This window comes from Aestuariibaculum sediminum (assembly GCF_014596945.1).
Taxonomy (GTDB): Bacteria; Bacteroidota; Bacteroidia; order Flavobacteriales; family Flavobacteriaceae; genus Aestuariibaculum; species Aestuariibaculum sediminum.
Window position 1 is genome coordinate 62,335 of the sequence record NZ_JACVXB010000005.1, and the last position, 16,563, is coordinate 78,897.

15 protein-coding genes are annotated in these 16,563 nt (G+C 34.2%); 5 read left to right on the plus strand and 10 right to left on the minus strand.

Translation table 11 applies throughout. The annotated features are described in order from the left end of the window. Nucleotides 1-9: 9 nt before the first annotated feature. From ICJ83_RS12085 to rsgA, 5 genes are all read right to left on the minus strand, one after another. Nucleotides 10-336, minus strand: a complete 327-nt coding sequence (locus tag ICJ83_RS12085) for a nucleotide pyrophosphohydrolase (protein WP_188230662.1) — start codon at nt 334-336, stop codon at nt 10-12. Beyond that, complete coding sequence (locus ICJ83_RS12090) at nt 337-2,352, minus strand: DUF3857 domain-containing protein (RefSeq protein ID WP_188230663.1); 2,016 nt, start codon at nt 2,350-2,352, stop codon at nt 337-339. Between the two features lie 7 nt (nt 2,353-2,359). Next, on the minus strand, nt 2,360-4,288 hold the full coding sequence (locus tag ICJ83_RS12095; RefSeq protein WP_188230664.1) for a DUF3857 domain-containing transglutaminase family protein: 1,929 nt from the start codon (nt 4,286-4,288) through the stop codon (nt 2,360-2,362). Between the two features lie 230 nt (nt 4,289-4,518). Next, complete coding sequence (dtd, locus tag ICJ83_RS12100; RefSeq protein WP_188230665.1) at nt 4,519-4,971, minus strand: D-aminoacyl-tRNA deacylase; 453 nt, start codon at nt 4,969-4,971, stop codon at nt 4,519-4,521. A gap of 2 nt (nt 4,972-4,973) precedes the next feature. Then, a complete protein-coding gene (rsgA, locus tag ICJ83_RS12105; protein ID WP_188230666.1) occupies nt 4,974-5,924 on the minus strand; it encodes a ribosome small subunit-dependent GTPase A in 951 nt (316 codons plus the stop codon). A 112-nt stretch (nt 5,925-6,036) separates the two neighbouring features. Here rsgA and ICJ83_RS12110 point away from each other — a divergent pair, with 112 nt between their 5' ends. Next, nucleotides 6,037-6,462, plus strand: coding sequence for a hypothetical protein (locus ICJ83_RS12110; RefSeq protein WP_394354314.1), 426 nt, complete (start codon nt 6,037-6,039; stop codon nt 6,460-6,462). A 26-nt stretch (nt 6,463-6,488) separates the two neighbouring features. Beyond that, nucleotides 6,489-7,160 carry a hypothetical protein gene (locus ICJ83_RS12115; protein ID WP_188230667.1) on the plus strand — a complete coding sequence of 224 codons (672 nt, stop codon included), beginning with the start codon at nt 6,489-6,491 and terminating at the stop codon, nt 7,158-7,160. A gap of 50 nt (nt 7,161-7,210) precedes the next feature. Here the strand turns inward: ICJ83_RS12115 and ICJ83_RS12120 are convergent, their stop codons facing one another. The 4 genes from ICJ83_RS12120 to ICJ83_RS12135 all read right to left on the minus strand — a co-directional run bounded on the left by ICJ83_RS12120 (nt 7,211) and on the right by ICJ83_RS12135 (nt 11,200). Continuing rightward, nucleotides 7,211-8,293, minus strand: coding sequence for a bifunctional 3-deoxy-7-phosphoheptulonate synthase/chorismate mutase type II (locus ICJ83_RS12120; RefSeq protein ID WP_188230668.1), 1,083 nt, complete (start codon nt 8,291-8,293; stop codon nt 7,211-7,213). An 83-nt stretch (nt 8,294-8,376) separates the two neighbouring features. After that, complete coding sequence (locus tag ICJ83_RS12125) at nt 8,377-9,228, minus strand: prephenate dehydrogenase (RefSeq protein ID WP_188230817.1); 852 nt, start codon at nt 9,226-9,228, stop codon at nt 8,377-8,379. A 2-nt stretch (nt 9,229-9,230) separates the two neighbouring features. Beyond that, on the minus strand, nt 9,231-10,376 hold the full coding sequence (locus ICJ83_RS12130) for a pyridoxal phosphate-dependent aminotransferase (protein WP_188230669.1): 1,146 nt from the start codon (nt 10,374-10,376) through the stop codon (nt 9,231-9,233). Continuing rightward, nucleotides 10,373-11,200 carry a prephenate dehydratase gene (locus ICJ83_RS12135; RefSeq protein WP_188230670.1) on the minus strand — a complete coding sequence of 276 codons (828 nt, stop codon included), beginning with the start codon at nt 11,198-11,200 and terminating at the stop codon, nt 10,373-10,375. The genes ICJ83_RS12130 and ICJ83_RS12135 overlap by 4 nt, the downstream gene beginning before the upstream one ends. A 286-nt stretch (nt 11,201-11,486) precedes the next feature. Here ICJ83_RS12135 and gldA point away from each other — a divergent pair, with 286 nt between their 5' ends. From gldA to ICJ83_RS12150, 3 genes are all read left to right on the plus strand, one after another. After that, a complete protein-coding gene (gene gldA, locus ICJ83_RS12140) occupies nt 11,487-12,380 on the plus strand; it encodes a gliding motility-associated ABC transporter ATP-binding subunit GldA (RefSeq protein ID WP_188230671.1) in 894 nt (297 codons plus the stop codon). Between the two features lie 167 nt (nt 12,381-12,547). Beyond that, nucleotides 12,548-14,638 (plus strand): phosphate acetyltransferase, encoded by a 2,091-nt coding sequence (gene pta / locus ICJ83_RS12145; RefSeq protein ID WP_188230672.1) that lies wholly within the window; start codon nt 12,548-12,550, stop codon nt 14,636-14,638. 3 nt (nt 14,639-14,641) lie between these two features. After that, nucleotides 14,642-15,829 (plus strand): acetate/propionate family kinase, encoded by a 1,188-nt coding sequence (locus ICJ83_RS12150; RefSeq protein WP_188230673.1) that lies wholly within the window; start codon nt 14,642-14,644, stop codon nt 15,827-15,829. On the opposite strand, the gene ICJ83_RS12155 is transcribed toward ICJ83_RS12150, so the two are convergent. Further along, nucleotides 15,815-16,561 (minus strand): head GIN domain-containing protein, encoded by a 747-nt coding sequence (locus ICJ83_RS12155; protein WP_188230674.1) that lies wholly within the window; start codon nt 16,559-16,561, stop codon nt 15,815-15,817. The genes ICJ83_RS12150 and ICJ83_RS12155 overlap by 15 nt on opposite strands. Nucleotides 16,562-16,563: the final 2 nt, after the last annotated feature.

Genomic DNA, 16,563 nt, shown 5'->3' on the forward strand with positions numbered 1-16,563 from the left:
GGCGCTAATTTACTTTAATTTTTCGTTATTATGATGTCTATCGTGGTCGCGTTTACCCTTCTTATCCATTCTTTTATCGAATGCAGCCTGTAAATCGACTCCTGTTTGGTTAGCTAAGCACAAAACAACAAACAATACATCGGCTAATTCTTCACCTAAATCTTTGTCTTTATCACTTTCTTTTTCACTTTGTTCTCCATAACGTCTGGCAATAATGCGCGCAACTTCACCTACTTCCTCTGTTAGTTGCGCCATATTTGTTAACTCGTTAAAATAACGAACACCATGATTTTTTATCCACTCGTCTACCTCTTTCTGTGCGTTTTGAATATTCATTTATACTTTAGTTAAAACGATTTGCTCTGATTGTTTTTCAATAAGTTTGCTAAAATACGCTTTTAAATCGGCATAATATAATGGTGATATTATAGATTCATTCATTACATTATCTAAAACTATATGGATAATTTTTCCATCGCCACTAGTTTGAACAATAAATTTGAAACTTCCTAAATTTTCAGGTAATAACAAGTGAACAGATTCTGGAAGACTTTCTATTTTATACCCTTCAGGAATTTTAATAGCTAACTTATATTGCTTGCTAGTAGGGTAACTAAAATCTACTGGGAATTCTCTTTTTTCGAGTTTGAAAGGATTCTCTTTTTGTTTTAAAAAGAATAACGGTGAAAAAAATATTTTATCGTTTATAATATCGGCTTGACTTTCCAAAGTAAACTTAAATGTTTCGGATACAGGTTTAGAAATATTCTTTGCATTGGTCACTTTAAAATCTGAAATTTCAATATTTTTAAATCTATTAGAGAGGCTTTCTAGGTAGGTCTCCTGATCTGATTCGAAGTAATGATTTCTATAATCCATGGCTAAGTAATTACTTCTCATAAACCTTATGTTTCCATTTAATTCACCTGTACTAGATAAATCTGCCAACAACGAAACATTACTTTTCGATTTTTGCTTCGTATATAAATCTACCGTGGTCGAACTTTTATTTTCTCTTACTAATCGCCCTACCCAGTTTAATGCCCTAATAGGTAAAACATTTGGTAAGCCATTGGGAGATGTCGCATCTAATAACACCAGTCCGTCTTGAATTTCGATGGCCGCAATAACATAATTATAGCCATTAAGTGTTGGAAACATAGGAACACCATTATCTCTGGTACTTAGCAATACAGGGTTAGCCTGTAAACCCGCATAGCGCAACATAGAAACCAACATTAAATTTATATCGGCCACGTTACCCTCTTGTTTTGCATAAGCCTTCTTAAGTCCTTCTTGGGTGTATTTCCCAATAAACTTATTCCACCTCATTCTAGACTTAACATATTGAAAGATTTTAGCAGACTTAGCCTCTGGTTGCGTAACTCCAGCTAATAACGCATCAATATCATCTTTGTAAAAATTATTTTTTTTAAGTTCGTCGCCAAACGAAGGACTATCATAAATAGTTTTAACCACATCTTCCCAGGTTGTTGCATAATATTTTATAGGCGCTTGAGGAAATTTAGTGTACGACAATTCATACAAAACTGCAGACCTGTAATTATTAATATTATTTACGTGAGACTCATCTCTTAATGCCGGCACATTTTTAAAATTATAATTATTATAAATGCGCATATAATCTATTGTATTAGACTCAAATGTAGTTGTTGAATTATAATTACTACTCGTTCTTACCTTATTGTTAAATGTAAATCTATCTGATTTTCTTGATATATCTGGCGCTAACGGCAAATAACCTTTTGATACCATTTTAAAATTAAAATACTCTGGAGTATCAAATCTGGCTTCTACTTTTTTAACAGGGATGTCATGCTGGAAATAAAAATCGTCTACCCTCCAATAGAAAGGTGACATTACAGTATACTTATATTCAATCACACAACCTTCCTTTATGTTAGGCATGGTAAAGGACAACTGTTTTAAATACTTATGCTTTTCGGTTTCAAAGATGCCGTCTTTTTCTAGTTTTACATCTTCTACTTTTCCGTTATCCAAATTATAAGTATATGCCTTGAGCCCTTGTATTGATTCCTCATCACTACCACTAACATTCAGGTCTATAATTTTAGTAGCATAATCGAACCCTTCTTTATTATAAATTTTTATACGTTCATGGATATCGGTTACCACATAAAAGAAACCTTGGTTTTCTTCATACTCTACATGAGTATGCCGGTTTTTATACAAGAAGGCTGCGTTTGCCGTAGAATCTATATTACAAATTTGTTCTTTAAGTTCTTCTTTTGATACTTTTCCAAATTTGTAATCTTGTGAAAATCCAAAAAGGGAAACAGATAAAAAAAGAATAATAGCAGATAATTTCATAAGGGGTTTATTGGTTTTTAGTTAGAGCTATTTTAGCATTATCATATTTAGAAACTTCTAAGAAGAATTCTCTAAAACTATCGTAATCTTCTTTAGGGTATTTGCCGTCTTTCATCATAAATTTTCTTTTGTAAAGTACAGTATTATCACTTTGTACAACACAAGAAGCATGATAACTCCCAAATTTATTTTCAATGATTAATGGTTCAGGCAAAGCTTCAACCAAATAATCTTTTGGCAACTTGATTTCTACTTCATCTTCATCTATAAATCCACGTTTAAAAATAACAGGGTATTTTCTTTCTTTGTATTTATCTGGCACGTACGAATTTCGATTTAAAGCATTTACAGGTAATAACATGATATTACCCGCTTTTTTTGTGTAATTGGGAACGAATAGATGTATCTTTTCAGTAAATACAACGTCATTTTTATTGTTATCGAATTCCATCTTATTAATGGTAATAGTATTCAAGTAGTCCCAATTCTCTTTATACTTTACATCAAGATCGCGCCGTTCTATTTTTTCGTACCAATACTTGTTGTTATACTGAATTCCTCTAGAAGCTATTGAAGCCTCAATATGAATTGAACCATCGTCGTTAATCACATAACTTCCCTTAGTCTTCTGGCTGTTTTCTAATGTCTCATATTTTTTTGTGTGCTTTATCTTTCCGCCTTCCGGTGTAATAACTAAAACATCCCTGTCATCGGTAAAATCTCCTATAAATCCAAAAGGCACATCCTGACTGGTACATTCTAACCAGATATCATCCTGATTTTCCAATGATGGAATTAGTAAAAACGCATGATTACCTTGCATAATAGCAAAATCCTTTTCTATATTTCTTCGAGGACTATCAGCATAAACTACGCAGTAATTAGAATTTACACCAACCGCCTGAAGTAATGCCATAGTATAATTGGTTAAGCCTTTACAATCGCCATAACTTAATTCGTCTACTTTTGATGCATGAAAGGGTTTCCAGCCTCCAATGCCCACTTGCACACTAATGTATCTTACTTTGTCCTGAACATATTGATAAATTTTTCTAGCTTTTTCAATAGCTGTGGTCTCATTCTCAACTAACGCTCTAACTTCTGCTATTGTACTCTCTGATAAGTCGGCCGTATCTAATAGTAAGTCGTTATACATCCATTTACCAAAGCCTTCCCAATTTTCAACTTCAGCATTAACACCTTCCAAACTAAACTGCTTTGCGGCTATTAAAACCCTTGGAACCAATTCTACAAATGTTGGACAAAACTCTTCTGGTTTTACAGCTGGTATGTTTTTCACAATGTAACTTAAAACACCCACATCTTCTTTTTTTTCCAGATCGATTCCACTGAGTCGCTTTTCCTTTTTTCTTATCTCAATATTTTCGGGGCTACTCACAGTGTAACTACTCCTTTCAACACTTAAATGATAATGATTAACTGGTAAAAATGAAGGAATAAATGCCGTATTACTGGTTCTATACTCTACGGTAAATTCTATAGTATATGGATAGTCTGAAGGACTGTAATTAAGATACTTTACTCTAGAATCTGAATATAAGGTTCCTCCAGGGACAGCACTAACGTCTAAAAAAGTTTTTTCTTTAATTTTTTTAATGATTACTCCAAATTTATTGTAAACAACAGCCTCCAAATGTTTAATTTTCACATTATCGTCGTAATGCACCATAGCATCCAGAGTTTTGTTTCCACTTTTATTAAGCACCGTAACAATTCGCTTTTGAGAGACAAGCATCTCGTCGACATCCTCAAGTATTATGCGTGTTTCATCATTTCGTACAACCGCGTTTGCTCCATCGGTTAATGCGTCGGGAATACTTTTACTGGTATATACTTTTTCCTGCGAAAATCCAGACGATGAACATAATAAAACCAAGTAAAAAAGGAATGTATTTGTATAAATAAACTTATTCAATTCTCTATTTTTAATGTTTTGACTAGCCACATTATATGCGGAAAGAATTAAGAAATTTTTATTAGAAGAGAATTAGCTAAGAGTAAGTTTAATTAAGTCTCTTAACATCAAAAATAAAAAAAATCTACAAAATTCCTAATTAAATTCATACAGGATTTGAGAGATTTAAAGAGACTTGTAGTTATTAACAACCACTATTTCAAAAGAATGTAGGAAGAAAAAAAATTTAATTATAATTTATTTTTTGAATCTATAATGATTGTAACAGGTCCATCATTTACCAAAGACACTTGCATATCTGCTCCAAATTGTCCAGTTTGCACCTTTTTACCCAAATCAGATTCCAACTGATTAACAAAAGCTTCGTATAACGGTATGGCTACATCGGGTTTTGCTGCCTGAATATAACTTGGTCTATTTCCTTTTTTGGTAGCTGCGTGTAAAGTAAACTGACTCACGACAATCACCTCGCCGTCAGTATCTAATAGCGACTTATTCATCACCTGATTTTCATCACCAAAAATGCGAAGGTTTGCAATTTTTTTTGATAACCAGTTAATATCGTCTTGAGTATCTTCATTTACAATACCTAATAAAACCAACATACCATAATCTATATGAGCTACTTTTTCGTTGGAAATACTAACACTTGCATTGGTAACCCGCTGTATTACTACTTTCATATCTAATCCTGTTCGTAATTATCGGTTCGGTAATGTTCTTCGTCGCCTTCAACAATTTGCAAATAACTGCGGTATCTTGAAAAGGCTATTTCATCTTGGTCTAAAGCTGCTTTTACAGCACATTTAGGTTCTTTAATATGAAGACAATTATTAAACTTACAATCTTGTTTTAAATTAAAAATTTCAGGAAAATAATCGCCTACCTCATATTTATCCATATCAACCACTCCAAAACCCTTAATTCCCGGGGTATCAATTATTTGCCCTCCAAAACTTAAATCAAACATTTCTGCAAATGTGGTTGTATGCTGTCCTTGACTATGAAGCGTCGATATTTCCTTCGTTTTGATATTTAATCCTGGCTCTATGGCATTAACCAAAGTGGATTTCCCTACACCAGAATGTCCGGAAAACATACTCACTTTATCCTGCATTAAACCCTTTACTTTTTCTACGTTTTTACCTGTTTTTGCTGAAACTCCAATACATTCGTAACCTATTTTTCGATATACGTGTGCCAAATACCTAACTTCATCTAAAGTTTCCTCATCATAGGTATCAATCTTGTTAAATAACAAAATCGTTTTAACTGAATAAGCCTCGGCAGTCACTAAAAATCTATCGATAAAACTTGTTAAGGTTGGTGGATTGTTAATGGTAATCATTAAAAACACCTGATCGATATTAGAGGCGATAATATGGGTTTGTTTAGACAGATTTACAGACTTTCTAACAATATAATTTTTTCGATCGTGAATGTTGTGAATTACCCCAGAAACCTGATTATTATTCGTTTCTAATTCAAAATCTACATAATCGCCAACAGCTATAGGATTGGTGCTTTTAATACCCTTAATTCGAAACTTACCTTTTATACGGCAATCGTAGGTTTCACCACTATGGGTTTTTACCGTATACCAGCTTCCTGTAGATTTATAAACGAGTCCTGTCATATTGGGTTCAAAAGTAATTGAAAAAAATTATTTTCTCAGTAAGAATATATTTATATTTAAATCTTTAAACCCTGTAACCATTAGTTTTATGAAACTTATTTTATTTTTCGGGATGTTGGTGTTTCTAATCGCAAGCCAAACTTACGCCCAAACGGAGTATAAAGTAATTACCTCCGTAGAATCGATCGTGCCAAGCGGCTTAGGTCGCTCTCGCATAATTTCTGCTGTGGAAGATAAAAATTATGAAGACTTCACAACGGAACAGACTGAAGATGATATAACAAGAAATAAATCTGACCGAGGCGATATTCGGGTTAAAGATTTTGAAGAAACAAAACTTTTAAACTTTTATAATATTGGAGGCATCCGTTTCCAAAACATTGCCGCAAACGACGCTGTAGTAAGCTCAAAAATTAATGCGATGATTAAAGAAGGCTGGGAACTTGCCTTTGTTACCAGCGCAGTAGAAAGTGATAGCGGTAAAGATGATGGCCAAGGCATCTTCATAACCCGTTATATTTTTAAATTCAACAATTAATACATTTAACTAATTATAAATTCAATATGAAAAAGATTTTTTATTTATGCTCTTATTTTTTAGCAACTCTAATTGTGTCCTCCTGTTCGAGTGTAAAGGTTTTAAACTCATGGAAAGGCGATAATATTAATTCTATAAGAGATGAAAATGTTTTGGTTATTGCCAGAACCAATAATACTGCTGCCAGAATTGCTTTTGAAAACGCTATAGTTGATGAATTATCGAAGCGTGGTATTAAAGCTGCTACGAGTTTTAATAAAACTCCTGAACTAAATCCTGATAAAAAAATAACCCAGGAAGACGAGAAAAAGATAAAATCGATTATCGAAGCAAATGGCTACGAAGGTGTTGTACTTACCATTATAAAGGACACGCAAGAATTAACTAAAACCGTAACCGATGGGGGCTACTACGCCGGAAGCACCTATTACGGGTATTACCCTAGATATTATCATGGCTTTTACGGATACTATTACCACCCCATGGCATATTCTACTCTTGGCAATTATGTTCCTGAAACCTCAACCACTTACACTTCTAAAAATTACATCTTAGAAACGGTTATTTATAATTTAAGTGAACCTGAAGACAAACAACTTATAGGTGTTGTAACCTCGAAACTGGAAGATCCTGCTGATGCAGCATCAGCTTCAAACCAATATGTTAAGGCTATTGCTGAAAGTTTTGACAGCAAATAAGAATATTTTAAAACTAAAAGAGGCTTGCTAATAGCAAGCCTCTTTTAGTTTTATCCATTAAGAATCTTTTCCTGATGATTAATAGATTCCTGATGTATCGCTTTAAACATTTTTAGAACGAACTCTTCACTTAAACCGTGAGCTTCGCCTTCTAACACCATTTTCCCTAAAATCTCATTCCAACGTTTGGATTGTAATACCGCAACGTTCTTTTGTTTCTTAAGCGTTCCTATACCATCGGCAACCTTCATACGTTTTCCTAACGCCTCGATAATTTGATTATCAATCACATCAATTTGTGCTCTTAAATTATCAAGAGATTTATTATATTCCGCTTCGGTATCGGTCTCTTTTCTAATTTTTAAATCTTTCATAATCTGTACCAACGTAGAAGGTGTTACTTGTTGAGCAGCATCACTCCAAGCGTTTTCAGGATCGTAATGTGTTTCAATCATTAACCCATCGAAATTTAAATCTAATGCCGCCTGAGACACGTCAAAAATCATATCGCGTTTTCCTGTAATATGCGACGGATCGTTAATTAATGGAATGTCTGGATATTTATTTTGAAAATCGATAGCCAATTGCCACTCCGGATTATTTCTATATTTCGTTTTTTCGTAAGTTGAAAATCCTCGATGTATAGCACCAATGTTTTTAACACCTGCATTATAAATTCTTTCTATACCTCCTAACCATAAGGCTAAATCGGGATTCACTGGGTTTTTAATTAATACCGGTTTATCTGTACCTTCTAAAGCATCTGCTATTTCCTGCATGATAAACGGACTAACCGTAGAACGTGCTCCAATCCAAAGCAAGTCGATATCATGCTCTAAAGCCAATTTTACATGCGCTGCATTTGCTACCTCAGTACAAACTTTCATACCGGTTTCCTCTTTAACTTTTTGCAACCATTTTAAACCTAAGGCTCCTACTCCCTCAAACATACCTGGGCGTGTTCTAGGTTTCCAAATACCAGCTCTAAAATAGCTAACATCCGTATCTTTTAGCTCGTGAGCTATTTTCAATACTTGCTCTTCTGTTTCTGCACTACATGGTCCTGCGATTACTAATGGATGATTTAAATTTAAATCATCTAACCAGGTTCTCATTTCTTTTTTGTTTTCCATAATCTTGTAAAAATTCAAATTCCAAATTCCAAATTCCAAATTAAGTCATTGGAATTTAGATTTTTAACTGTTGTTTATTGTGTTTAACTAATACCGTTTAGTATGTCTTTAATATGATTGGTTTGTTTCATTTCATTAAAAATAGCCTCAAAATCATCGCGCTTCATTAGCTCTTTAAATTGTGTGAGGTTATTTATGTATTCTTCTAAGGTCTCTATAACATTCTCCTTATTTTGTTTAAATATCGGGGTCCACATTTCAGGAGAACTTTTTGCTAAACGCACAGTTGATGCAAATCCACTACCTGCCATATCAAAAATATCGCGTTCGTTTTTTTCTTTATCAATTACTGTTTTGCCTAACATAAACGAACTAATGTGCGATAAATGCGACACGTAAGCTATATGTTTATCATGAGCTTCAGGATTCATATATCGCATGCGCATACCTATATCTGAAAATAGTTTCAGCGCCTTTTCCTGAAGTTTAAATGTTGTCTTCTCGACTTCACAAACAATATTGGTTTTACCAACAAAAAGCCCTTCAATAGCTGCACTTGGTCCTGAATACTCGGTTCCCGCAATAGGGTGCATAGCTAAAAAATTTCTGCGTTTTGGATGATTTTCAACCACTTTACATATATCTTGTTTTGTGGAGCCTGCATCAACCACCAAACCATTATCAGAAATCTTATCTAAAATAGTCGGCAATATTTTAACGGTAGCATCTACAGGAATGGCAACAATAACTAATTCGGCTTTATCCAAATCATCTAAAGTCGCTTTTTTATCGATTAGATTTAAGGCTAAGGCTTCATCAAGTGTCGATTCCTTTCTACTAATACCATGAATAACCGCCTTTGGATTTTTCTTTTTAATATCGATAGCCAGACTCCCGCCAATTAAACCTACTCCTATTATGTATATATTATTCATCATTACTTAAATCTTGCAATAGCTTCTTCTAAATCTTCGGTCGACCCACATAATGAAAACCTTATATAGCCTTCACCCTTGGTTCCAAATATGGTTCCAGGGGTTATAAACAAGTGATTTTCTTTTAACACTTTATCTATAAAGGGCTCTGCTTCTAATCCCTCAGGTAATTTTGCCCAAACAAAAAGACCTGCCGCATTTTCATCATATGTACAGTTTAATGCTTTGGCAAGTTGCCAAACCAAACGGCGTCGTTTTTTATAAACACTATTTAAAGTACTAAACCACATTTCTGAGCAATTTAAAGCCTCGATAGCTCCTTTTTGTATCCCGTAAAACATACCGGAATCCATATTACTTTTAACTTTGAGGACATTACTAATATGCTTACCATCTCCCACTAACATTCCTACACGCCATCCTGCCATATTAAAAGTTTTACTTAACGAATTTAACTCCAGGCACACCTCCTTAGCTCCTTCTACACTTAATATACTTTTGGGGTCGTTATTTAGTATAAACGTATACGGATTATCATTCACAATTAGTATATCATGTTTTTTTCCAAAAGCCACTAACTTCTCATATACTTTAGCATCGGGAACAGCACCAGTAGGCATGTGCGGGTAATTTACCCACATGAGTTTCACCTTACTTAAATCCTGTTTTTCTAAAGCTTCAAAATCAGGCTGCCAGTTGTTTGCCGCATCCAATTCGTAAAATACAGGTTCGGCCTCTACCAATTTAGTTACCGATTGGTAGGTTGGATACCCTGGATTTGGAATTAAAACAGCATCACCTTTATTTAAATAGACCATAGAAATATGCATAATACCTTCCTTGCTTCCCATAAGAGGTAACACCTCGGTTAACGGACTTAAACTTACCGAAAAATGGGTTCTGTAAAAATCACAAATGGCTTGTCTTAACTCAGGTAATCCCTGATAACTTTGATATTTATGCGCATTAGGATTTGACAACCCATCAACCAAAGCTTCAATTACTTTTTGTGGTGGTTGTAAATCAGGACTCCCTATTCCTAAATTAATTATAGGTTTCCCACTTGCTATTAACGCACTAACCTCTCTTAATTTTTTAGAGAAGTAGTATTCTTCAACAGTTTGCAGCCTATCAGCAACTTCTATCATACTTTTGCTTTTTTATATTCTCCAAGCACTTTAAATCCATGTGCCATAATACTAATTATCGATTTTGCTTTTTTATAGTCGTCATAGGTTTCAAATGTAACATCTACGAAAAAAGCGTATTTCCATGGTGTTTCCACAATGGGTAATGATTGTATTTTTGTTAAATTCAATTTACAATCACTCATAACATTTAAAATAGCTGCCAAGCTACCACGTTTATGATCGGCTTCAAATTTAATCGAGGCCTTATTAATACAGGTTTCGTCGACCTCCGAATTACTCCGTTTTACGATAACGAAACGAGTTTCATTATGGCTAATGGTTTGTATACTTTTTGCTAAAATATCTAACTCAAATATTTCAGCTGCCGTAACACTTGCAATGGCCGCAATTCCTTTTAATTCATGCTTACGAATACGTTGCGCAACTTCAGCGGTGTCTTTATCTTCAACCAATTTAATGTGTGGATGAAGCTTAAAAAACTCTTTACATTGCAACAAAGCCATAGGATGTGAATACACCTCTTTTATTTCTTTAATATTCTGCCCTGGCAAAGCCAACAAGTTATGCTGTATGTCCAAATAATGCTCTCCTACCACGTGTAATGCATATTTATCTATTAATGCATAGTTAGGTATAATGGAACCAGCAATCGAATTTTCTAAAGCCATGATAGCAGCATCACATTCCCTTGTAATTAAAGAATCTACCACCCTATCAAACGTTAAACATTCAATTACATCAACCGGTTCATCAAAGTATTGCTGTGATACAATATGATGAAAAGACCCGATTACGCCTTGTATAGCAACTGTATTTATCATGTATAAAAAAAGTCCCGATTTTCACCGAGACTTATATTTAAATTTATCTTATAAATTATACATACTACGCCTCGTTCCTCTTGCTAAAAAAGAAATAAAACCAAAAGCTAAAATATGTATAATATACTGTTCTTGTCATAATTACATCGCTAAAGTAAATAATATTTTAAGAAATCAAAATACAATAAAACCTTTTTTTTAGCATTAATAAAAATTTTAAAGATTTTACAGCAAAACACACTTTATGTTAGATTATCATTATTTTTGAACAAACATTTTTTTTAATATGTCTATAGAGGTTTCGGGTATCACAAAGCTTTACGGCTCGCAAAAAGCATTAAACAACATATCTTTTAAAATAGAAAAACCAGAAGTTGTCGGTTTTCTTGGACCAAACGGAGCTGGTAAATCTACTATGATGAAAATACTAACCACCTATATTAGTCCTAATGAAGGGCATGCTATAGTGAATGGTTTTGATGTAAACACAAACAAACAGCAGGTACAAAAAAGCGTTGGTTATCTGCCAGAGCACAACCCTTTATATTTAGACATGTATATAAAGGAATACCTAACATTTAATGCGGAAGTTTATCAAATAGAAAAACAACGCATCAATGAAGTTATAGAATTAACAGGATTAACTCCCGAAGCTCATAAAAAAATCGGACAGCTTTCAAAAGGATATCGCCAGCGTGTAGGGTTGGCGAATGCCATATTGCACAACCCCGATGTTTTAATTCTGGACGAACCAACTACAGGTTTAGACCCAAACCAACTTATCGATATTAGAAACCTTATTAAAACCATTGGTAAAACCAAAACCATACTGTTATCTACTCACATTATGCAAGAAGTAGAAGCCATGTGCGATCGTGTTATCATTATTAATAAAGGTGAAATTGTTGCCAACAAAAAATTAAAAGAACTTCGCAATGAAAAACAACAAGTGGTCATTGTAGAGTTCGATTACCGTGTAGAAGATGCTTTTTTATTAAAACTACCTAAGGTAAACCAGGTAAAAAACACACACGATTTTGTATACGAAATTACTTTTGATACGACTCAAGATATGCGCTCTCATGTTTTTGACTTCGCACACGACAACGCGTTAAAAATATTGCAGTTAAATCAAAAAAACAGCAGCTTAGAAAACTTATTCAGAGACCTGACAAACTAATACTTAAGATTTGATTTCTCATTAAAAATACATAAATTACTTACGCTTATTCTGACATAAAATAAAAGCATGATAAATATCATATTAGTTAAGTTTTTAGATATTAATTTTGCATAAGAATTTAATCACAAAAGATTAAACTTTTTGACAAACGAAAAACACACACCATGAGTAAAGGAATTTATGTCGCAACCATAGAACCTAACAGTGGAAAATCTGTAATCGTTTTAGGCTTAATGCGTATGCTATTAGGAAAAACGGCAAAGGTAGGTTACTTCAGACCAATTATCGATAATCCAAAATCCGGAGAACCCGACATTCATATAAATACCGTGCTTTCGTATTTTGAAATCGATATTAATTACAAAAACACTTTCGCTTTTACTCGAAACGAAGTTTTAGAACTTTATAATCAAGGAAAAGCGGGCGATGTTATCGATCAGATAATTACAAAGTATAAATACCTGGAAGAACGTTTCGATTATATTTTAGTTGAAGGCACCGATTTTTCTAGTGAAAACTCAACCTTAGAATTAGACATCAACATGCTCATTTCTAAAAATTTGAGTTTACCAGTAATTATTGTCACTCAAGGTGAACGTAAACACATAAAAGAAATTATAGATAACGTACAATTAGCTTATAGCACCTTTAAGCAAGAAGCTGATGTACTCTCAATAATTGCGAATAAGGTTGAAGCTAATGATGCAGAACCTTTGAAGGAGTTATTACAATCTCGAATTACTGAAAATACAGATATTACCATCATTCCAAAAATACCAAGCCTTGCCAGTCCTACGGTTAAGGAAATTGTTAAATTACTTGATGGCAATGTTATTTTTGGAAAGGAACACCTCAATAATCTAATTGAAAATTATAGTGTGGGCGCCATGCAATTACGTAATTACCTAACGCATTTAAAAGACAATTCGCTAGTTATTACTCCAGGCGATCGTGCCGATATTATTTTGGGAGCATTACAAGCTAATATCTCAAAAAATTACCCAAAAATTTCTGGCATTGTTCTCACCGGTGGATTAATTCCCGAAGAGCCAATTTTAAAGTTAATCGAAGGTCTATCCAGTGTTGTCCCGATAATAAGTGTGAAGGAAGGCACGTACTCTGTAACCAATCGTATAGGAAAAACAAAATCCCGTATTTATGCTGAAAACACCGAAAAAATAACCTCGGCGATTTCAACATTTGAACAATACGCAAGCACTGATATACTAGCCGATAAATTAATTACATTCGAATCTGAAATATTCACGCCAAGAATGTTTCAGTATAACTTATTACAACGCGCTTTAAAAAATAAAAAACACATTGTATTACCAGAAGGTTACGACGAACGCGTATTAAGAGCAACGGCTAAACTTATTAATGCACAGGTTGTTGATATTACATTAATTGGCGACAAAGACAAAATAAAGGAACGTATTGAAAAGTTAGATATCCCATTAAATGTTAAAGATATCAACATAGTATCTCCCATACATTCATCGTATTACGACGACTATGTTAATACCTTCTACGAATTAAGAAAACACAAAAATGTAAACCTCGAAATGGCCAGAGATGCCATGGCCGACGTCTCATATTTTGGCACCATGATGATATATAAAGGTCATGCCGATGGTATGGTTTCGGGTGCTGTACATACCACCCAACACACGTTACGCCCAGCTTTACAATTTATTAAAACAAAACCAGGTGTAAACATTGTATCTTCTATTTTCTTTATGTGCCTAGAAGATCGGGTTTCGGTATTTGGTGACTGCGCCATTAATCCAAATCCGAATGCTACCCAATTGGCAGAAATTGCCATGTCTTCGGCAGAAAGTGCTAAGAATTTCGGCATAGAACCTAAAGTAGCTATGCTGTCTTATTCTTCGGGAGCATCAGGTAAAGGAGCCGATGTCGACAAAGTACGTGAAGCCACCGAAATTGTAAAACAACAAAATCCTGAATTAAAAATTGAAGGACCAATTCAGTATGATGCTGCGGTAGATATGCGCATTGGAAAAAGTAAACTTCCAGATTCCGAAGTTGCCGGCCAGGCCAGTGTGTTAATTTTCCCTGATTTAAATACGGGCAACAATACCTACAAAGCGGTTCAACGTGAAACAGGCGCATTAGCTATTGGCCCTATGCTTCAAGGCTTAAACAAGCCAGTTAACGACTTAAGTAGAGGCTGTACCGTAGAAGATATTTACAGTACAGTAATTATAACAGCAATTCAAGCTCAAGAACAATAATATATGCAAGTATTAGTATTAAACTCGGGAAGTTCGTCCTTAAAATTTCAATTGTTTTCCATGCCGGAAGAAACCATTATCTGTTCTGGAGTGGTAGAGCGTATCGGTTTTAACGATGCCTTGTTTAACTATAACAACAACAAAAAATCTATCGAGATTGAAGCTCAAATTTTAAATCACCGGGCTGCTTTAAAACTGGTTTCTCAACATTTATTAAGCAAGGATGTAGGTGTTATTAAATCACCGGAAGAAATTACAATTGTCGGGCATCGAGTAGTGCATGGTGGCAGCTCATTTAGCGACACCACTGAAATCACTAAAGTTGTTAAAGAGAAAATTAAGAAACTTATTCCGTTAGCTCCGCTTCATAATCCAGCGAATTTAGAGGGCATAGATGTTGCTGAAGATATTTTTCCGCAAGCTAAACAAGTGGCCGTTTTCGACACAGCATTTCACCAAACCATTCCTGAGCACGCATACAAATATGCTATTCCAAACGAGTTTCTAACCGAAAATCGCATTCGACTATATGGATTTCACGGCACTAGTCATAAGTATGTTAGCGAAAAAGCTATTGATTATTTAGATAAAAAAGAATCAAAAATCATCACTATTCATTTAGGAAATGGCTGTAGTATGACCGCAGTTAAAAATGGGGAAAGCATCGATCATTCGTTAGGGTTTTCACCGTTATCCGGTTTAATCATGGGCACGCGTTCGGGCGATATTGACCCCTCAATTATTTTCCACTTAAAAGATAAATTAGATTATAATTTAAAAGACATCAATACCCTATTAAATAAGAAAAGTGGCATGTTGGGTCTTACCGGATACAGCGACTTAAGAGACATAGAAATAATGGCTGCAAAAGGCAATAAAGATTGTCAACTAGCCTTAAATATGAATGCCTATCGTATTAAAAAATATATAGGAAGTTATGCTGCCGTTTTAAACGGATTGGATGCTATTGTATTTACTGCCGGTATTGGAGAAAATTCTCAAACCATTAGGCAACTAGTGTGTAAACACATGGACTTCTTTGGTATTCATTTAGATGAAACAAAAAATAATATTCGTTCAAAAACCATCAGAGAAATCAATACGAAAGAATCTAAGGTAAAAATTTTGGTTATTCCTACCAATGAAGAACTAGAAATAGCAAAACAAGCAGTTGATTTATTTAAAAATTAATCGCCCTTTATACTGCTCAACAACATCAATAATATCTGGCTTGGTTACCGCAATAACATTTCCAACGCCAGATATCCTTCCTTTTATTGATTGTTTCGGATTTAAAATCATATCGTTAGAGCTTCTATTCCAAAGTGTTACATTTTGAGCAACCAAATTTTCGCCTTCAAAACGCGAGGTTCCTGAAGCAAAAGTGACATTTAAATTATTCGTTTGCCCAGAAACATAACAATTCGATGCATTATTAAACACCGCTCGAAAACTTGTATTATTCAGTTCCAAATAAAAATTTGCCGAGGTAAAGGTTTCGGGAGCGCCAAAACTTTCAGACAATATAGCTAAACTAGGGTATGTTAAAACACCATCGGAGCTAATGTCATACTGCGTAGAACTTCTAATTTCCGTTAGGTTTGGCGATGTTACAAACACTTTAGTCACACCATAGTCTCTTATATAATTACAAGTATTATTATCGGTTAAAATTAATTTACCATCTTCAACTATAACTTGAACATCGTTTAGTAAATTCTTTCCGGTTTGTACAACAACCTTTTGTTCTGAGCCTTCCTTTATAACTAATTCGATATCGCGATTTACTAATATTTTTGTAAAAGTTTCAACTGTAAAATCTTGTTGAATAATTTCACCTGTTTTTTGAAAACAATCACCCGCATTTTCGCTATCACAAGCAAAAATTAACGCCAAACAAAGTATATAAAAAAATTGCTTCATAT